The sequence below is a fragment of the Sulfitobacter alexandrii genome (genome assembly GCF_001886735.1).
Taxonomy (GTDB): domain Bacteria; phylum Pseudomonadota; class Alphaproteobacteria; order Rhodobacterales; family Rhodobacteraceae; genus Sulfitobacter; species Sulfitobacter alexandrii.
Map to the genome: position 1 here is coordinate 3,746,773 of NZ_CP018076.1, position 17,840 is coordinate 3,764,612.

The window sequence follows — 17,840 nt, forward strand, 5'->3', positions numbered from 1 at the left end:
CTTCAACTCCCTAGGTCTGCGTGGCTGGCTGCACGCTTTGATAGATGAATCAATGCTAGACAAAATTACATGCGTTTGCAATTATCTTGTGCAAGGAGTCCGTAGAACATGGCACAGAATCCCGATGCGATCTTCATAGGTTCAGGCCACAACAGCCTGGCCTGCGCGTGTCACCTCGCGGCGCGCGGATGGAAGGTCGCGATCTTTGAACAGAACGCCGAACCCGGCGGGGCGGTCAAGACCGGGGAATACACGCTGCCGGGCTATCGGCACGACTGGGGGGCGATGAACCTGTCGCTGTTTGCGGGATCGCAGTTTCATCAGCTGCATGCGGCGGAACTGGCGCGACACGGGCTTGCCTTCGCGCCGACAGCGAATCCGTTTGCGAGCGTTTTTCCCGATGGCCGGTGGCTGGGTATTTCCAGTGACGTCGCGCTGACAACCGCCCGGATTCGCGGATTCTCGGAAGCGGACGCCGAGGCCTGGACGGGCCTGACCGAAAGCTTTCCTTCCGATGCAGAGTCTATTCTCGGCGTGCTTGGCAGCCCGATGAACACGCGGGCGCTGGGCGCCGTCATGGGCAAGACAATGTGGAAGCGGGGCACCTCAGGCGCGCTCGACCTTGCGCGATTCCTGATGACGTCGCCACGTGCCTGGCTTGACCAGACATTCCAGGATGACCGGGTCAAGGCAACCTTCGCGGCCTGGGGGATGCATCTGGATTTTGCCCCGGATATCGCGGGCGGAGCTGTTTTCCCTTATCTGGAGGCGATGGCGGGGCAGGCATTCGGCATGGTCCTGGGCCAGGGCGGCGCCCGCACGATCACCGATGCGATGATCGGGATGATAGAAGCCCGGGGCGGCACGGTTACCTGCAATGCAAAGGTCACCAACATTGAACAGGCCGGCGGCCGCGCGATCGGCGTGGTCCTGGCGGATGGCAGCGTCGTGCGTGCCGAGAAGGCAGTGATCGCCAATGTCTCTCCCTCCGGCTTGCTGAAGCTCACCGGCGGTACCGGAGACGCGCGCCACGAACGCGCGATGCAGACGTTCCAGCACGCGCCGGGCACCGTGATGATCCACCTCGCAATGGACCAGTTGCCCGAATGGCCGGCAGCGGAGCTGAAACGCTTTGCCTATGTCCACATGGCCCCGTCGATGGATCAGATGGCCCGCACCTATGCCCAGGCAAAGGCCGGGTTGTTGCCGGACGAACCGGTGATCGTCTGCGGCCAGCCCACGGTCGTCGACCCGTCGCGCGCGCCTGCGAGCAAGCACGTGCTGTGGCTTCAGGTCCGGATGGCGCCGGGCCAGATCAGGGGCGACGCGGCAGGTGGCATCACCGCCAGAAACTGGCAGGACGCCGCGGAACCCTTTGCCGACCGCGCGCTGGACATACTTGAGCGTTACGCGCCAGGTACCCGCGACCGTATACTGGGCAAACACGTGGTGACGCCGGACATGTTCGAGGCAGACAATCCGAACCTTGTCGGGGGCGATCAGGTCTGCGGCAGTCACCACCTGCATCAGCATTTCATCAACCGTCCCGCGCTGGGTTACGCCGACGGGACGACACCGATCCGCAATCTCTATCACACCGGTGCTGCAGTCTGGCCCGGTGGCGGCACAGGGGCAGGGCCCGGCACCCTCCTGGCCAGAAAACTTGTCGGAAACTAACTGGAAAAAACCAGATCAACAGGGGAATTAGAAATGTCACTTTCAAGAAGAAGCCTGCTCAAGTCTTCGGCGGCGGCTGCCGCTTTCGCCACCATCAGCCTGCCCAGCTTTGCTCAGGAGATCGAGGAACTGGTGATCGCCTACAACGTCAACCTGCCGAGCTGGGATCCCACCGTTGGGCCCTCTGCGGTCAACCCTACGATCCAGGGCCTGTACCAGTCGGTCTACGACCTCTTCATCCATCAGGAGCCCGACCTGTCCTTTGCGCCGGGTCTCATCACCGACTGGGGCTGGAACGAGGACAACACCAAGCTGTGGATGGACGTTCGTGAGGGCGTGACATGGCACAACGGTGATCCCTTCACCGCCGAGGACGTGGCATGGTCGCTTCAGCGGGCGGCGAACCCGGACACGGGCAATCCCATCCAGTTCATCTGGGGGAAAGTCGAGAACATCACCGCAGAGGGCAACCGGGTCACCGCGGACGTCAAGGAATACGAACCCACGTTCTTCAAGTGGATGAGTTTCCTGACCGGCTATGTCCTGCCCAAGAAATACTACGAGGAAGTGGGCGCGGAAGGCTTTGAGGCAGCGCCGATCGGTACTGGCCCGTACATGGTGGACCGGTTCGAACGGAATGCCTTTGTCAGGCTCAAGGCGAACGAGAACTACTGGGGCGGCGCGCCCGAGTTCAAGACCGTGACGATCAAGTTCGTGACCGACGCCGCCAGCCGCGTGGCGGAGATCGAATCCGGAAATTCGCATGTCACCCTCGAAGTCCCCTACGAGGAGTTCGACCGGTTGAAAGCCAAGGACGGCATTACCGGCGTGGCCGAGCCGATCTCGGATATCGGGATGATCTTCCTGAACGACATCGACGTCATGACCGATCCAAACGTCCGCAAGGCGGCGGCCCATGCCATTGACAAGCCGCTCATCATCGAACGGCTGCTGTCGGGATACGGGATCCCGATCGATACCCTGCAGACACCGGATTACGTTGCCTATGACGAGACGATCAAGGTGCCCTACGACCCCGAGCTGTCCAAGCAGCTTCTGGCCGAAAGCGGCTACGGACCCGACAACCCGGTGAAGTTCAAGATCCAGACCACACGCGGCTTCAAGCCGAAGGACTACGAGATGGTTCAGGCCATCGTCGGTCTCTGGCGGCGGGTCGGTATCGAAGCCGAGATCGAAGTCTACGAGATCGCCAAGCACTACGAACTTCGCGCTGCGGATACGCTGGCTCCTGCCGCGTTCTACAACTGGGGCAATTCGGTCGGCGACCCGACCACGTCGACCGGGTTCGCCATGTTCGGCCCCTCTCCGCATTCGGTCTGGGACGGGCAGGAAACCTTCGACGCGATTCTTCCGCTCTGGGCTGAATCGGACGAGGAAAAGCGCATCGAAGGATGGAAGGCCGTGGATCGCCTTGTCGCCGAGAATGCCGAGGTGATCCCGCTGCTGCAGTATGTCCAGCCGATCCTGTCGGTGTCGGAGGTCAAGGTGACACCGCACCGGTCCGGCGCGCTGCTGCCGCACCTGATGACCCGGGCCTGAAGACTCTCCCTGACTGGTGGGGTCGCATCTGCGGCCTCACCGCTTTTTTCGGGTTCAAATGACTCTGCTGCGCACCATCGTCATGCGGTTGCTGACCACCGCCATCACGCTCTTTGGCGTGGCCGTGATCGTGTTTGTCGTGATCCGCGTGGTACCGGGCAATCCCATCGCGATGATGCTGCCCCCCGGCGCCACGGACGCGGACATCGCCCGGCTCGAGGCGCAGTACGGTTTCGACAAGTCCATCTTCGATCAGTTCGTCATCTGGTTCGGGGGCGTTCTGCAGGGCGATTTCGGCACCTCGATCTCGCTTCGGCAACCGGTGTCGTCACTGGTTCTCAACAGGCTGCCCGCCACATTGGAACTGTCCTTCGTTGCATTGGTTCTGGCCGTCATGATGGGCGGCGCGCTGGCGCTGGTCGGCACGCGCTTCAGGGATGGCAAGACCGAAGGCGCGGTCGACGTCACGGCGGGCATGGCGCTGTCCATTCCCGATTTTCTTTGGGGGCTGGTGCTGATCCTGCTGTTCGGTGTTCTCTGGCCAGTGTTTCACATATCGGGGCGCGTCTCCCCGTCTCTCGACATCGATTTCCACACCAATTTCTACCTCTTCGAAGCGATTGCGCGGATGCGTTTCGACGTGATCGGCGATCTGGCAGCGCATATGTTCATGCCCGCGCTGGCGCTGGCGATTCCGTTGGCGGCGATCATCTCGCAGTTGCTCAAGCAGTCCCTGAAAGAGACCATGCACCTCGATTATGTGACCTTGGCGCGGACGAAGGGGTATGGCGAAAACCACGTCATCCTGCGCGAAGCGCTGCCAAATGCCATCCTGCCGACCCTGACCCTGGTCGGGGTGCAGTGCACCTTTCTGATCGGCGGCACCGTCATCATCGAGAGACTGTTCAGCTACGAGGGTCTGGGCAACATGGCGATCGATGCGGTGATCAACCGCGACCTGCCTCTGATACAGGGGATCGTGATCCTTTTCGCCCTTCTGTTCACCCTCGTGAACCTTGCCGTCGACATGCTTTACGTCGTTCTGAACCCGAGGCTGCGCCATGCGTGATGCCCGCGCTGAAGTGGCACGCCCGGTCGGGGCGAGGCTGTGGCTGTCAGGCAGCTGGCTGACGCTGCTTGTCCTTGCCGCCGTCCTCGCCCCCTGGATCGCCCCCAAGGATCCGCTGATGCAGGACCTGTTCCTGGGCCGGATGCCGCCCTTCTGGCAGACAGGGGCAGAACCGGGATACTGGCTGGGCACCGACTCACTGGGGCGCGATGTGCTGTCCCGGATGCTGTACGGCGCGCGCCTTGCGCTGATCGTCGCGCTGATCGCCGGTACTCTGACCTGCGTCATAGGGGCGACGCTGGGGTTGATCGCAGGATACTACCGCGGCTGGCCCGACCGGATCATCAGCCGTTTCGTGGACATCTGGATGGCCTTTCCGCCGGTGCTGTTCGCCATCCTGCTCATTGCCGTTCTCGGGCCGGGTCTGTGGTCGATCATCATCGCCATCGTCGTGATCGACTGGACCCGTTTTGCCCGCGTGATCCGGGCCGAGGCCATGAGCCAGGGCGCGATGGACTACGTGGCCTCCGCACAGGTTGCCGGGCGGCGGCGGCTGGGTACCATGCTCACCGAGATCCTGCCGAATGTCCTTCCGACCATCGTCGCGCTGTTGACCCTTGAAATGGGGATTGCCGTCATTGTCGAGGCGATCCTGTCCTTCGTGAACCTGTCGATTTCGACCGACAGCCCGACGTGGGGGGGCATGATTGCCGAGGGCCGCACATCGGTGCACCAGGCGTGGTGGGTGCTGGTCTTTCCGCTGATCGCGCTGTTCCTCACGGTCCTCAGCTTTTCCCAGTTGGGCGAAGGGTTGAAAGACCGCTTCGATCCGGTGCTGCGATGACCGGCTTTCTTTCCATCCGCAATCTGACTGTCCGCCTCAAGAATGGCGCATCCATCCTGCGCTCTGTCTCGCTCGAGGTTTCCGCAGGCCAGGTACATGGGCTGGTCGGTGAATCCGGTGCGGGCAAATCCATGATCGGCAAGGCGGTGCTCGGCACGTTGCCCCGTGCGCTGGAAGTCACCGGGGGTGAAATTTGGCTGGACGGCACGAACCTGATGGCCCTGTCCGCCACCGAACGGCGCAGGCGCATCGGCGCGACGGCCGCGCTGATCCCGCAGGATCCGCTCACCGCCCTGAATCCGTCCAAGCGGATCGGACCGCAGATCACCCGGCGGCTGGTGGATATCCTGGGCTGGAGCAGGAAAGACGCCGAAGCCCGCGCGCTCGAATTGCTGGCGGAAGTACATATTCCCGATCCTGCACGGGTCATGCGCAACTACCCGCACGAGCTCTCCGGCGGGATGAGGCAGCGTATTCTGATCGCATCGGCCTTTGCCGCGGAACCGAAACTCATCATTGCTGATGAACCGACAACAGCGCTGGATGTCACGGTCCAGCGGCAGATCATTCGCCTGATCGCGGACATGCAGGCACGCCATGGCACCGCGTTGCTTTTCGTGACCCATGATCTCGGCGTCGTATCAAAGGTCTGCGACACGTTGAGTGTTCTCTATGCCGGGAAGGTGGTCGAGGACGCGCGCATGCACCGGTTCTTCATGCGACCGATCCATCCCTATTCCGCGGCGCTTCTGGCGGCGACACCGACCTACACCGATCCGACGGGAAGCCTTTCGCCGGTATCGTCCGAGGTCATCGCAGCCGTCGAGGCCGAAGTGGCTCAACATGATGCGAGGCGCGCGCGATGATCTATCAGGTGCGGGATCTGCGCCTGTCCTTGCCGGACATGACGCGCAAGCCATTTCTGGGGGCCGCGCCGCGCATCGAGATCCTCAAGGGGATGACCTTCGACATTCCGAAAGGGGCGGTCGTCGGGATCGTCGGCGGGTCCGGTTCGGGCAAATCGACACTGGGACGCGCGATGCTGCGCCTGCTTGAGCCCACGGGTGGGGAGATCCTTTTCGATGGGCGGAACATCACACATCTTGGCGAAAGCGCCCTGCGCCCCATGCGCCGACGGTTCCAGATGATTTTCCAGGATCCCATGTCGTCCCTCAACCCGCGACGGCGCGTAGCGGGGATCATTGCCGGCCCGCTCAAGCTGCACGGTTTGGACGGGGTGCAGCGACGTGTGGACGAAGCGCTCGACATGGTGGGTCTGCCAAGATCCTTTGCCCGGCGCTATCCGCATGAACTTTCGGGCGGGCAACGTCAGCGGGTCGGGATCGCCCGGGCCATTGCGCTGCGGCCCGAATTCATCCTCGCGGACGAGATCGTCTCCGGACTGGACGTATCTTCGCAGGCCCAGGTGCTGAACCTGTTGGAGGAGCTGGTGCGGGAGCTGGGCTTGACCCTGGCCTTCATCAGCCATGACCTTTCGGTGATCCGACGACTGTGCAACCGGGTGATCGTTCTGCATCAGGGCGTGATTGTCGAAGAAGCCGAGACGGCAACACTGTTCGACGCACCAAAGGCGCGTTATACGCAAGAACTGTTGGAAGCCATTCCGCTGCCAGACCCGTTCCAGAACTGGCTCTGATATCGGACAACTCCCCAACCCGCCTTATCAGAGACTGAAATGACCACGGATCCCGCCTACTTTCTTTACCATTCCATCGGCCAGTATCCCGGCAAGGCTGAAGAGATGGCCGCCGCTCTCTCGGCTTTTTCGGAAGACTGGGGGCGTCGGGACGACGCGCAATGGCCGCGGGTGCTGACGGCGCGAGCCGAGTTCCTGAGCCTGTGGCGCACCCTGATCGACGCGCCGGAGGATACCTTGACCTCGGCCGAAAACGTGACGACGGCGCTGTTCTCTATCCTTGGCGGTCTCCCACCGGAGCGTCTGCGCGGCAGAAAGGTCCTCGTTGGGGCGGACTGCTTCCCATCGCTTCATTTTCTGCTGAACGGCATGGCGGAGCGTTTGGGCTACACTCTGGAAACAGTGCCGGTTCGGCAGGGCGATTTCTGGGTCCGTGACGAAGACATGATCGCCGCATGGGGCCCGGACGTGGGACTGGCGCTGCTCACTTTCGTGACGTCCACCGCTTCTCACCGGTGCGACATAGATGCGTTGCGGGACCACGGCACGCGCATGGGCTCGATCGTCGGGCTTGATCTGACGCAGGGTGTCGGCATCCTGCCCTTTTCCGTTGCCCGAACGCCGGTGGATTTCGTCGTATCGACGTCGCTCAAGTGGCTGTGCGGTACACCGGGGGCGGGTATCATCCAGATGCGCAAGGCGCTGATCGAACGATGCAAGCCGGAACTTCGCGGCTGGTTCTCGCAGGAGAACCCCTTCTCATGGGATCTGGACGGGTTCGAGTACGCGCCTGATGCGCGTCGGTTCGAACATGGCACGCCATCCGTCTTGGCCTGCCTCGGTTCGATCCCGGCACTGAAATGGCATGCCGCGCAATCCGGTTTGCTCGATCACAACCGCACCCTGACACGGCAGGTGATCGAGCGGGCGCGTGAAATGAACCTGCCGCTGGCGAGCCCCGAGGCCGAGGACCGTAGGGGCGGGTCTGTCATGCTGGAATTGCCCGGCGATTGCGACCCTGCCAAGGTCGTTGACGGCCTGCGCGGCAGGTCGGTGCATGTGGATGCAAGAGGACGCATCCTGCGCATTTCACCGGGAACGGTAACGGATGATACCCACGTCGCACGTCTGTTCGACGGACTTGCGGCGCTGATCTGACACAGGAGCCACACCATGCGCATCGCGATGTGGTCCGGACCACGCAATCTCAGCACGGCCATGATGTACAGCTTTGGCGCGCGCGCCGATTTCACGGTCATGGACGAGCCCTTCTATGCTGTCTATCTCGAACGGACAGGGCTGGATCATCCGATGCGGGACGAGATCATCGCCCACCATGAGCGGGATCCGCAGAAGGTGGCGCAGGCTTGTACGCGCCAAGGTTCGCCGCACCTCTACATGAAGCACATGACGCAGCACATGTTGCCGGGTGTCCCGATGGACTGGGCAGAGGGATGCGTACATGTGCACCTGTTGCGCCATCCCGCCCGCGTCATCGCCAGCTATGCGGCCAAGCGCGGTGCGCTGACACTGGAAGATATCGGATATGTGCAGCAGGCCCGCCTGTTCGACCAGTTCGGCGGTGTCGTGATCGACAGCCATGATGTCCGGGCCGATCCGGAAAAGTCCCTGCGCGGCCTATGCGCGGCCATTGACCTGCCGTTCGACACGGCGATGCTGAAATGGCCGGCCGGCCCCCGGGCCGAGGATGGCATCTGGGCCAGCCACTGGTACGCCGCTGTCCATCAGAGCACGGGTTTCTCCGGTGCCGAAGGTCCGCTGCCCGAACTTGATCGCGACCAAGCGGCGTTGGCCGAAAAGGCCATGCCGCATTACGAAAAACTCTGGGCTCGTCGGCTTGGAAAATAATTTTCGAATGTCGTGAAACTTCTTCCTCTGCCCTTTCGTGGATGCTGCATACACAACGAGGGAGTTTTCAATGAAGTACGTAACGAGTTCTATTGCCGCACTTGCCATGACCGCAGGCGTCGCATTTGCCGCCGCCCACGCCACCCCCATGGTCGAAGCGTCCGACCAGGATGTATCGAACGGCGTTGTCAGTGCCGACAAAGTCGTCGCCGGTGAAAATGGTTGGCTGGTCGTCCACCGCACCGATGCCGACATGAAGCCGGGCCCCGTGGTCGGCTACGCTCCGCTCCGCGCCGGTGAGAATATGGATGTGGCCGCGATCCTCCAGGAAGAGGTCGCATCCGGCGACATGCTGATGCTGATGGTCCATTCCGAAGCGGGCGGCACCCAGACCGGCGTTTTCGAATATACGCTCGGCGCGACCGAAGACGGTCCGATCAAGCCGGAAGGCAACCTGGTGATGAAAGTCGTCACCGCCGAGTGATCCCGATCGCGTAACGAGTTTTCGGTTTTTTGTACGTTAACGAGTAGCCAAACGAGTACAGGGCCCGGATCGTGTGATCCGGGCCCTTTTTCATGTTCAGGACTTTGAGCCGCGCGGCTTTCTGCGGTCCGAAGGATCAGCCCTTCATCCGCTTGTTTCGGGCCGCCAGCAGCTTGAGCCGCAGTGCGTTGAGCTGAATGAAGCCTGCCGCGTCTTTCTGATCGTAGGCGCCCGCATCGTCTTCGAACGTGACGTGTGCCTCGGAGTAGAGACTGTTCTCTGACCAGCGTGCCACGGTACGTGCCGATCCCTTGTAGAGCTTCACGCGCACCGTGCCGCTCACATGCTCTTGGCTTTTGTCGATAGCGGCCTGCAGCATCTCGCGCTCGGGCGAGAACCAGAACCCGTTGTAGATGAGTTCGGCATAGCGCGGCATCAGGCTGTCCTTGAGGTGGCCAGCGCCTGAATCGAGGGTGATCTGCTCGATCCCGCGGTGCGCTTCCAGCAGGACGGTGCCGCCGGGCGTTTCGTAGATGCCGCGGGATTTCATGCCGACAAAACGGTTCTCGACCAGATCGAGGATACCGACGCCATGCTTGCCGCCCAGTTCGTTCAGGCGGGTCAGGATCGCTGCAGGGCTCATCGCCTCGCCGTTGATCGCCACGGCGTCACCCTTCTCGAAGGTGATCTCGACCATCTCTGGCGTGTCGGGCGCCTCTTCGGGACGCGTGATGCGTTGCAGCACGTAATCGGGCGCCTCTTCGCCGGGGTTTTCCAGCACCTTGCCCTCGGAGGACGTATGCAGAAGGTTCGCATCGACGGAGAAGGGCGCTTCGCCCCGTTTGTCCTTGGCGATCGGGATCTGGTTCGCCTCGGCGAATTCCAGCAGGCGGGTCCGGCTGGTCAGGTCCCATTCGCGCCAGGGGGCGATCACCTTGATCGCGGGGTTCAGGGCGTAGGCGGACAGTTCGAACCGAACTTGGTCGTTGCCTTTGCCGGTTGCGCCATGGGCCACGGCGTCGGCCCCGGTTTCGGCCGCGATCTCCACCAGCCTCTTGGAGATCAGGGGCCGGGCGATGGAGGTGCCGAGAAGATAGAGACCTTCGTAGAGCGCGTTGGCACGGAACATGGGAAAGACGAAATCGCGGACGAATTCCTCGCGCACATCCTCGATGAAGATGTTCTCGGGCTTGATCCCCAGAAGCTCGGCTTTCTTGCGGGCCGGCTCCAGCTCTTCGCCTTGACCGAGATCGGCGGTGAAGGTCACGACCTCGCAGCCGTATTCGGTCTGAAGCCATTTGAGGATGATCGAGGTATCAAGGCCGCCGGAATAGGCAAGCACGACTTTCGTTGGCGCGGACATGGATGGTTCCTTTCTGACTTGATGGCGAGGTACCGGGTTTTCCCGTCGCGGGCAAGATAGGCCTGCCGCGTTGACCTGTGCCGCCTGCGCGCATATCGAACTGGAACGCAGGCCGGGGAGTGATGGCATGACAGAGAATTTCCAGGCGATGGCGACGCTGGCCACCGCGAAAATGCGACAGGTGTTCCCCGCCACACCGCTTTTGCGGAACGAACTGCTGTCGGCCCGGTTCGGCGCGGACATCTGGCTCAAGCGCGAGGACCTTAGCCCGGTGCGATCCTACAAGCTGCGCGGGGCCTTCAACGCGATGCGCAAGGCGATCCCGGAGCATCGGCTGTTCGTCTGTGCCTCGGCCGGGAACCACGCGCAGGGCGTCGCCTTCATGTGTCGGCATTTCGACGTGAGGGGCGTGATCTTCATGCCCGTGACCACGCCCGAACAGAAGATCCTGAAGACGCGGATGTTCGGGGGCGACAGTGTCGAGGTGCGGCTTGTGGGCGACTATTTCGACAAGACACTGACCGCCGCGCAGGCGTTTTGCGCGCAGGAGGGCGGCCATTTCCTGTCTCCCTTCGACGACGAGGACGTGATCGAAGGGCAGGCCTCGGTCGCCGTTGAAATCGAACAGGAACTCGGCCGCGCGCCGGATCACGTCATCCTTCCGGTTGGCGGCGGTGGACTGTCCGCCGGCACTGTCAGCTACTTCGGGTCCGAATGTGCCTATACCTTCGTTGAACCGTCCGGTGCCAAGAGCCTCGCCGCCGCGCTGGCCGAAGGAAAGCCGGTGGATGTGTCTCCGATCAATTCGTTCGTGGATGGGGCTGCCGTGGCCCGGATCGGCGCTCGGACCTTCGCGCGCCTTGCGAACGTGTTGCCGGACGATGTCATCGACCTTGCCGAGGACCGGATCTGCCAGACGATCGTCGAAATGCTGAACGTCGAGGGCATCGTTCTTGAACCGGCAGGTGCCATGGCGATCGAAGCGCTCGCGGATGTGGCCGGCCGGATCAGGGGCAAGACGGTGGTCTGTATCGCATCCGGCGGGAACTTCGATTTCGAAAGGCTGCCCGAGGTGAAGGAACGCGCGCAACGCTATGCCGGGTTGAAAAAGTATTTCATCCTGCGCCTGCCGCAACGTCCCGGAGCGCTGCGCGATTTCCTTGATCGGCTGGGGCCGGCAGACAACATCACCCGGTTCGAATACATGAAGAAGTCGGCGCGCAATTTCGGCTCCGTTCTCATTGGAATAGAGACGGACCGGCCCGAGAATTTTCCCGCCATGTTCCAGCGCATAGACGAGGCCGGGTTCAATTACACCGACATCACCAATGACGAGACGCTGGCGCAATTCGTGATCTGAGGAGAAAGCTGATGAAGTTCGACGGACGTTCAGTCGTGATTACCGGTGCCGGAAGTGGCATTGGCGCGGCGATCGCGCGGGAAGCGGCCGCGAAGGGCGCGCGCGTCTGCGTGTCCGACATCGACGGTGACAAGGCCGCCGTGGTCGCCAAGGAGATTTCCGGCATCGCGGTAGCCTGTGACGTGACCGACGAAGCGGCGGTAGGGCGGCTGATCGCCGAAGCGCAGGAAGCTCACGGTCCGGTCGACATATATGTCTCTAATGCGGGGCTTGGACGCGGTGACCCGGGTCATGCGGCCTCTCAGTCGAATGCGGACTGGCTGCTGAACTGGAACGTCCACGTCATGGCACATGTCTATGCGGCACGGGTTCTTCTGCCGGACATGATCGCGCGGGGCAGCGGATACCTTGTCAATGTTGCTTCGGCTGCGGGGCTGTTGAACCAGATCGGCGACGCAGCATATTCCGCGACCAAGCATGCTGCAGTCAGCTTTGCGGAGTCGTTGGCCATCACCCATGGCGCCGACGGCATCGGCGTGTCTGTCGTCTGTCCCCAGTATGTCGCCACGCCACTGCTGGGAATGCAGGATACGGATGCGAATGCCGGGGCATCGCTACTGACTGCTCATGACGTGGCGCAGGCCGTCATCGATGGCGTGGAAGCGGAGCGGTTTCTCATCCTGTCGCATCCGGCTGTGCATGACTATGCCCTGCACAGGGCCAAGGACCACGACCGCTGGATCAAGGGTATGCAGATGCTTCGGGCAAAGGCGCTGGATACGTTTGGCGAGATCCGGCTGCAGGAGTTCTATAAACTGGTGTAGGGTATCCAGCCTGGGCGAGCCGCTCGAGAAACATCTGGAGGGAGGTATGATAACAGCACAGGATACCTTCCAGCATTTCGGCACTGCAGGTGCCGCGCGCGGCGCTGGCTTCGCCCCGTTGGCACAGGGCCGACAACGCCGAGAAGCCCAGATTAAGCGCGCTCCCCTTGAGGGAATGCAGATCCTGCTCGACTGCCTGACAGCAACCCGCTTGGCGGAGCCTGACAATCAGTGCCTCGACCTCTTCGACGAAGAGGGTGACGATCTCGATGAAATCGTCCTCTCCGACCTCGTCCCGCAGGCCTCTTACCTGTTGCCAATCGATCATGCAGGGTCTCCTTCGAGGTTCATGATCGCCGGCAAAGTTTAATATTAGCCGTTGGTACATGGGCTGTTCGAGGTGAATTCTATCTTTCAGGGCGTATTAACCTGCGGAGCGATAGTCACCCGTGTTCGAGACCGAAATGACGGCGGATCATGCGAAATTTCATACCGGCCAAAAGTGTTCAGGCGCGCCGCACCCTGCCCGAGACGAGCACGCGTATACTTGTCGTCGATGACAGCCGTCTGCAAAGGCGGCTTCTGGCCGGGTCTCTGAAAAGATGGGGTTACGAGGTGACCGAAGCCGGATCGGCCGAGGAAGCGCTGCAACTCTGTAGGTCAGAGCCGCCCGACCTGGTACTGAGCGACTGGATGATGCCGGGCATGAACGGCATAGAATTCTGCCGGGCCTTCCGTGACCTCAGCGCGGACCGGTTCGCCTACTTCATCCTCCTGACATCCAAGCGCGAGAAGGCAGAGGTGGTCGCCGGGCTGCATTCTGGTGCGGACGACTTCCTGTCAAAGCCGGTAGACGGGGATGAATTGCGCGCGCGCATCACGGCGGGGGAGCGGATCATCGGCATCCAGAAGGAGCTCTCGCGCAGCAACAGGCTGATCCGGGAAACGCTTTCGGAACTCCAGACGCTCTACGATTCACTGGACAAGGATTTGCTGGAAGCGAAAAAGCTTCAACAGTCCCTGCTGCCGGAACGGCACCGGGTGTTTCGCGGTGGAACCCTTTCGCTGATGCTGCGGTCCAGCGGCCACGTGGGCGGTGATCTGGTCGGTTTCTTCGAGGCCGGTCCGCGAAAGCTTTGCCTGTACGGCATCGACGTGTCGGGACACGGCATCAGTTCCGCGCTGATGACCGCACGCCTGGCCGGTTACCTATCATCCTCCGCACCGGGTCAGAATCTGGCTCTGACGCGGGACGATCGTGGAAATCCGGTGCCGCGGCCCCCCGCGCAGGCCATCCAGGCCATCAACGAACTTGTCCTGAACGAGATGGACACGGAACATTATTTCACCTTGCTGCTCGCCAACGTCGATCTGGACACCGGCCTCGTGCAGGTCGCCCAAGCCGGGCATCCCCATCCCGTGATCCGGCGGCGGGACGGCAAGATCGAGCAGTTCGGCACGGGGGGATTCCCCGTCGGTCTGCTGAGCGGTGTTTCGTACCGGCAGTTCGATATCCAGTTGCAGCCCGGCGACCGGTTGCTGATCCTTTCCGACGGGTTCACGGAATGCCCGGATCCTCTTGGTCGGATGCTGGGTGAGGATGGATTGGCCCGGATCGTCGCCAGCCTCGGCGACATGCATGATGAAGCATTCCTGTCGGGTCTCTTGTGGAAACTTTCCGAGTTCTCAGGGGCGTCGGATTTTCCCGACGACCTGTCAGGCCTCATGTTCCAGAGGAACGATCCGACCCTCGGTCAGGAATAGTTTCGCGACCCCAGGTAGCGAAGGAACATCATCCGGTCCCCGTCATTGCCCAGGCTTTGGGCGCATTCGGTCGCTGACAACACCATCGTGACATGGTCCGGCTCGACCGGGTCGGCAATCTGTCTGACGGGACGGGCGACGTAGATGGAACACATCTTTTCCGCCCATAGGTCATATTCCGGCATGTAGACGAATCGCCGGAACGCCCCCAGTCGACGCGGGGACGCGATGCGCCAGCCCACTTCCTCGAGCACTTCGCGGTGAAGTGCCTGAAGCGGAGATTCACCCGGATCTATTCCGCCCCCGGGCAATTGCACGTCGACCTGGGGTGTCAGCTGCGCCGTCACCAGGAACCGACCCTTCAGGGGAAGGATGGCATAGGCGCCCGGCCGAAGGCGGTAGTCCACTCCCCTTTGCGGTGGCTTGCCCATTCGCCTGATCATGGTCGTCCCCTTTATCAACGGCTTGTCGCGACTATATAGACGCGGTATGCCAAGCGACCCGCGACAAGGAAACCCCATGACTTCTACCGCCCAGCCAGGAAACAAGATTGCCTGGGACGACAGCGTATTGCCGTTTCAGCTTGATCACTCGAATATCCGTGGCCGCGTTGCGCGACTGGACGGGGTGTTGGACGGCGTGCTGAGCCAGCACAACTATCCGCCGCAGGTCGAGGCACTGGTAGCGGAAATGGCGCTGCTGACGGCGTTGATCGGTCAGACGATCAAGCTGCGCTGGAAACTGTCGCTGCAGGTCCAGTCTAAAGGTGCCGTGCGAATGATCGCCACGGACTATTACGCGCCGGACGCGGACGGCAAATCCGCCCGTATCAGAGCCTATGCAAGTTTCGACAAGGACCGGCTGACCGATGCTGCGCCTTTCGAGCAGGTAGGCGAAGGGTATTTCGCGATCATGATCGACCAAGGCAAGGGGATGACACCCTATCAGGGGATCACACCTCTGACGGGTGGCTCCCTTGCCGCTTGTGCGCAGGCCTACTTCGCCCAGTCTGAACAATTGCCGACGCGTTTTTCCCTCAGTTTCGGCAGGTCGTCCGGTCCGGCCGAGGCCGAGCATTGGCGCGCGGGCGGTGTCATGCTCCAGCATATGCCCAAGGCATCCCCGTTCGCCGCCAAGGGCGAGGGATCGGGCGAGGTGCTTCAGGCTCGGGATCTCGTGCATGGCGAGGACGAGGAGAACTGGAACCGGGTCAACATCCTGCTCGACACAGTCGAGGACCTGGAATTGATAGGGCCAAGCGTGCCGCCCACGGATCTCCTGCTGCGTCTGTTCCACGAAGAGCAGCCGCGGGTGTTCGATGCGCAGGCGGTCCGTTTCGGATGCAGCTGTTCGGAAGATAAGGTGCGGCAAAGCCTGTCGATATACTCTGCCCGCGACATCGAGAAGATGACGACCGAAGACGGTCTGGTCACGGCCGACTGCCAGTTCTGCGGTGCGCATTACGAGCTTGATCCGTCCACCGTCGGTTTCGAAGCGGAAGAGCGCGGTGAAGGCTGACCAGATCGACCGTATCCGGGATGCGCTGCGCGATCCCGGAACGGTCACCTCCGATTTCGATCTGAACCCGGGGGTGACCCTGCCTCAGGGGCGTGTGTCGCGGCCCGCGGGTGTACTGGCGCCCATACAGGTCGTGAACGGACGGCTTGAGCTTTTGCTGACCAAGCGTTCCTCGGCCCTCAAGCATCATCCGGGGCAGATATCGTTCCCCGGTGGCAAGCAGGAGCCCGGAGACGCCGACAGCATCGAGGCGGCCTTGCGTGAGGCGCACGAGGAGATCGGCCTTCATCCCGCCAACGTCGAGGTGCTGGGCACCCTGCCGATGCATGACACGGTCACAAGCTTTGCCGTGACGCCGGTGGTCGGTCTCGTGCGGGACAGGTTCGACATCGTTCCCGAACTGGGAGAGGTCGCGGAGGTCTTTTCGGTGCCGCTGTCGCATGTGCTCGATCCGGCGAACTACCTCGTGCAATCGCGGCGCTGGCGGGGGTCCCTGCGCCACTACTTCACTGTGCCTTACGGGCCCTATTACATTTGGGGGGCAACCGCGCGTATGCTCCGCGAATGGACAGAGCGGATGAAAACCTGATTCCGGCCGGGACTCCCTGGTTGGCGGACCCGGCCGCGCAGTCTGTCTGCGCAGCGATCGAGGACGCCGGGTTCGCGGTCTTTTTTGTCGGTGGATGCGTGCGAAATGCCTTGCTGAAAGCCCCGGCAAGCGATGTCGACATGGCGACCGATGCCACCCCGGAGCAAACCATCAAGGCCGCCGAGGCAGCCGGGATGCGGGTCGTTCCCACGGGGATCGAGCACGGAACAGTGACGGTTGTTCAGGACGGGCGGCCCTTCGAGGTGACGACGTTTCGACGGGACGTCGAGACCGACGGGCGGCGGGCGGTCGTCGCTTTTTCCGGCGATATCTCGGAAGATGCGCGGCGGCGCGACTTCACGATGAATGCGCTCTATGCAACGCCGCGGGGTGTCGTGGTTGACCCGCTGGGCGGGCTGCCTGATCTGTTGGCACGGCGCGTCCGCTTCATCGAGGATCCGGGCGCCCGCATCCGGGAAGATTATCTCAGGATCCTGCGATACTTCAGGTTCTGGGCGATTTACGCAGATCAAGACGCCGGATTCGACCCCGAAACTCTGGCGCACATTTCGGAGAACCTCGAGGGGCTCAGTACCCTCTCGGCCGAACGGGTAGGGCAGGAGATGGTCAAGCTTCTGGCCGCAGCCGACCCGTCGGCAGCCGTGGCCACGATGCGGACGATCGGCGTGATGGGCGCGGTGCTGCCCGGCAGCGACGACAGGTTCCTCGCGCCCTATGTGCATCTCGAGACAGCATGTCAGGTTGCACCCGATTGGCGGGCGCGCCTTGCCGTGCTGGGCGGCGAGGATCCGGCAGCGCGTCTGCGACTGGGCAAGGCGGATGCGCGGCATCTGGCCCTTCTGTCAGAAATCGGATGGGCAGGACCGCCCGTGGCGGAACTGGCGTATCGGCATGGGCGGGCAGTGGCCGAACAGGCGCTGCTCATGCGCTGTGCCCTGAACGACACTTTGCCCGAAACCGGATGGCCGGAAAAGATCGCGGCGGGTGTGAACGCGACGTTTCCGGTGTCAGCTCGGGATCTGATGCCGGAGTACGAGGGCAGGGCGCTGGGCGCGCGGCTCGCCTCGCTTGAGCGGGTGTGGATCGAGTCCGGCTTTACGCTGGGACGAGATGAATTGCTTGGTACATTTTGAGGTCTCGACAGACGCGGCTCTTTCCAATACGTGTAAATGCATAAACTTGGAGGATACGAAATGTACCGCGGGATCTGGTTCAGCTGACGCTGAGAAAACCGATTTCTG

At 62.2% G+C, this 17,840-nt stretch carries 18 protein-coding genes; 15 read left to right on the forward strand and 3 right to left on the reverse strand.

Annotation, left to right across the window (positions count from 1 at the left end; genetic code table 11):
* Nucleotides 1–108 precede the first annotated feature (108 nt).
* From BOO69_RS18260 to BOO69_RS18300, 9 genes are all read left to right on the forward strand, one after another.
* A complete protein-coding gene (locus BOO69_RS18260; protein WP_071973473.1) occupies nt 109–1,677 on the forward strand; it encodes a phytoene desaturase family protein in 1,569 nt (522 codons plus the stop codon).
* Between the two features lie 33 nt (nt 1,678–1,710).
* A complete protein-coding gene (locus tag BOO69_RS18265) occupies nt 1,711–3,237 on the forward strand; it encodes an ABC transporter substrate-binding protein (protein WP_071973474.1) in 1,527 nt (508 codons plus the stop codon).
* A 58-nt stretch (nt 3,238–3,295) separates the two neighbouring features.
* Nucleotides 3,296–4,306, forward strand: a complete 1,011-nt coding sequence (locus BOO69_RS18270; protein ID WP_071973475.1) for an ABC transporter permease — start codon at nt 3,296–3,298, stop codon at nt 4,304–4,306.
* Entirely contained in the window at nt 4,299–5,150 is an 852-nt protein-coding gene (locus BOO69_RS18275) for an ABC transporter permease (protein WP_071973476.1), read from the forward strand. Before BOO69_RS18270 ends, BOO69_RS18275 begins: the two co-directional genes overlap by 8 nt.
* Nucleotides 5,147–6,016 carry an ABC transporter ATP-binding protein gene (locus BOO69_RS18280; RefSeq protein WP_071973477.1) on the forward strand — a complete coding sequence of 290 codons (870 nt, stop codon included), beginning with the start codon at nt 5,147–5,149 and terminating at the stop codon, nt 6,014–6,016. Before BOO69_RS18275 ends, BOO69_RS18280 begins: the two co-directional genes overlap by 4 nt.
* Nucleotides 6,013–6,807, forward strand: coding sequence for an ATP-binding cassette domain-containing protein (locus tag BOO69_RS18285; protein ID WP_071973478.1), 795 nt, complete (start codon nt 6,013–6,015; stop codon nt 6,805–6,807). Before BOO69_RS18280 ends, BOO69_RS18285 begins: the two co-directional genes overlap by 4 nt.
* A 39-nt stretch (nt 6,808–6,846) precedes the next feature.
* Nucleotides 6,847–7,965, forward strand: a complete 1,119-nt coding sequence (locus tag BOO69_RS18290; RefSeq protein ID WP_071973479.1) for an aminotransferase class V-fold PLP-dependent enzyme — start codon at nt 6,847–6,849, stop codon at nt 7,963–7,965.
* Nucleotides 7,966–7,980: 15 nt separating this feature from the next.
* Nucleotides 7,981–8,676 (forward strand): sulfotransferase-like domain-containing protein, encoded by a 696-nt coding sequence (locus tag BOO69_RS18295; protein ID WP_071973480.1) that lies wholly within the window; start codon nt 7,981–7,983, stop codon nt 8,674–8,676.
* A 70-nt stretch (nt 8,677–8,746) separates the two neighbouring features.
* Nucleotides 8,747–9,160: a DUF7282 domain-containing protein gene (locus BOO69_RS18300; protein ID WP_071973481.1), complete on the forward strand. Its 414-nt coding sequence runs from the start codon at nt 8,747–8,749 to the stop codon at nt 9,158–9,160.
* Between the two features lie 136 nt (nt 9,161–9,296).
* On the opposite strand, the gene BOO69_RS18305 is transcribed toward BOO69_RS18300, so the two are convergent.
* Entirely contained in the window at nt 9,297–10,523 is a 1,227-nt protein-coding gene (locus tag BOO69_RS18305; RefSeq protein ID WP_071973482.1) for an argininosuccinate synthase, read from the reverse strand.
* A 127-nt stretch (nt 10,524–10,650) separates the two neighbouring features.
* Here BOO69_RS18305 and ilvA point away from each other — a divergent pair, with 127 nt between their 5' ends.
* Nucleotides 10,651–11,883, forward strand: coding sequence for a threonine ammonia-lyase IlvA (gene ilvA / locus BOO69_RS18310; protein ID WP_071973914.1), 1,233 nt, complete (start codon nt 10,651–10,653; stop codon nt 11,881–11,883).
* A gap of 11 nt (nt 11,884–11,894) precedes the next feature.
* On the forward strand, nt 11,895–12,707 hold the full coding sequence (locus BOO69_RS18315; RefSeq protein ID WP_071973483.1) for an SDR family NAD(P)-dependent oxidoreductase: 813 nt from the start codon (nt 11,895–11,897) through the stop codon (nt 12,705–12,707).
* Here the strand turns inward: BOO69_RS18315 and BOO69_RS18320 are convergent.
* On the reverse strand, nt 12,625–13,095 hold the full coding sequence (locus BOO69_RS18320; protein ID WP_335743927.1) for an Hpt domain-containing protein: 471 nt from the start codon (nt 13,093–13,095) through the stop codon (nt 12,625–12,627). The genes BOO69_RS18315 and BOO69_RS18320 overlap by 83 nt on opposite strands.
* A gap of 89 nt (nt 13,096–13,184) precedes the next feature.
* Between BOO69_RS18320 and BOO69_RS18325 the strand changes: the two genes are divergently transcribed.
* Complete coding sequence (locus tag BOO69_RS18325) at nt 13,185–14,471, forward strand: PP2C family protein-serine/threonine phosphatase (protein ID WP_083545595.1); 1,287 nt, start codon at nt 13,185–13,187, stop codon at nt 14,469–14,471.
* On the opposite strand, the gene BOO69_RS18330 is transcribed toward BOO69_RS18325, so the two are convergent.
* Entirely contained in the window at nt 14,462–14,914 is a 453-nt protein-coding gene (locus BOO69_RS18330; RefSeq protein ID WP_071973485.1) for an NUDIX domain-containing protein, read from the reverse strand. The two genes, BOO69_RS18325 and BOO69_RS18330, sit on opposite strands and share 10 nt — an antisense overlap.
* A gap of 76 nt (nt 14,915–14,990) precedes the next feature.
* On the opposite strand from BOO69_RS18330, the gene hslO reads away from it, so the two are divergent.
* The 3 genes from hslO to BOO69_RS18345 are packed head-to-tail and all read left to right on the forward strand — an operon-like array spanning nt 14,991 to nt 17,732.
* Nucleotides 14,991–15,989: an Hsp33 family molecular chaperone HslO gene (gene hslO / locus BOO69_RS18335; protein WP_071973486.1), complete on the forward strand. Its 999-nt coding sequence runs from the start codon at nt 14,991–14,993 to the stop codon at nt 15,987–15,989.
* Entirely contained in the window at nt 15,979–16,578 is a 600-nt protein-coding gene (locus tag BOO69_RS18340; RefSeq protein ID WP_071973916.1) for a CoA pyrophosphatase, read from the forward strand. Before hslO ends, BOO69_RS18340 begins: the two co-directional genes overlap by 11 nt.
* Nucleotides 16,554–17,732: a CCA tRNA nucleotidyltransferase gene (locus tag BOO69_RS18345; RefSeq protein ID WP_071973487.1), complete on the forward strand. Its 1,179-nt coding sequence runs from the start codon at nt 16,554–16,556 to the stop codon at nt 17,730–17,732. Before BOO69_RS18340 ends, BOO69_RS18345 begins: the two co-directional genes overlap by 25 nt.
* Nucleotides 17,733–17,840: the final 108 nt, after the last annotated feature.

Bases quoted from the DNA above. Each gene is read 5' to 3' on its own strand.
- BOO69_RS18260 (WP_071973473.1), top strand. From the start codon at position 109: ATGGCACAGAATCCCGATGCGATCTTCATAGGTTCAGGCCACAACAGC.
- BOO69_RS18265 (WP_071973474.1), top strand. From the start codon at position 1,711: ATGTCACTTTCAAGAAGAAGCCTGCTCAAGTCTTCGGCGGCGGCTGCC.
- BOO69_RS18270 (WP_071973475.1), top strand. From the start codon at position 3,296: ATGACTCTGCTGCGCACCATCGTCATGCGGTTGCTGACCACCGCCATC.
- BOO69_RS18275 (WP_071973476.1), top strand. From the start codon at position 4,299: ATGCGTGATGCCCGCGCTGAAGTGGCACGCCCGGTCGGGGCGAGGCTG.
- BOO69_RS18280 (WP_071973477.1), top strand. From the start codon at position 5,147: ATGACCGGCTTTCTTTCCATCCGCAATCTGACTGTCCGCCTCAAGAAT.
- BOO69_RS18285 (WP_071973478.1), top strand. From the start codon at position 6,013: ATGATCTATCAGGTGCGGGATCTGCGCCTGTCCTTGCCGGACATGACG.
- BOO69_RS18290 (WP_071973479.1), top strand. From the start codon at position 6,847: ATGACCACGGATCCCGCCTACTTTCTTTACCATTCCATCGGCCAGTAT.
- BOO69_RS18295 (WP_071973480.1), top strand. From the start codon at position 7,981: ATGCGCATCGCGATGTGGTCCGGACCACGCAATCTCAGCACGGCCATG.
- BOO69_RS18300 (WP_071973481.1), top strand. From the start codon at position 8,747: ATGAAGTACGTAACGAGTTCTATTGCCGCACTTGCCATGACCGCAGGC.
- BOO69_RS18305 (WP_071973482.1), bottom strand. From the start codon at position 10,523: ATGTCCGCGCCAACGAAAGTCGTGCTTGCCTATTCCGGCGGCCTTGAT.
- ilvA (WP_071973914.1), top strand. From the start codon at position 10,651: ATGACAGAGAATTTCCAGGCGATGGCGACGCTGGCCACCGCGAAAATG.
- BOO69_RS18315 (WP_071973483.1), top strand. From the start codon at position 11,895: ATGAAGTTCGACGGACGTTCAGTCGTGATTACCGGTGCCGGAAGTGGC.
- BOO69_RS18320 (WP_335743927.1), bottom strand. From the start codon at position 13,095: ATGTACCAACGGCTAATATTAAACTTTGCCGGCGATCATGAACCTCGA.
- BOO69_RS18325 (WP_083545595.1), top strand. From the start codon at position 13,185: ATGCGAAATTTCATACCGGCCAAAAGTGTTCAGGCGCGCCGCACCCTG.
- BOO69_RS18330 (WP_071973485.1), bottom strand. From the start codon at position 14,914: ATGATCAGGCGAATGGGCAAGCCACCGCAAAGGGGAGTGGACTACCGC.
- hslO (WP_071973486.1), top strand. From the start codon at position 14,991: ATGACTTCTACCGCCCAGCCAGGAAACAAGATTGCCTGGGACGACAGC.
- BOO69_RS18345 (WP_071973487.1), top strand. From the start codon at position 16,554: ATGGACAGAGCGGATGAAAACCTGATTCCGGCCGGGACTCCCTGGTTG.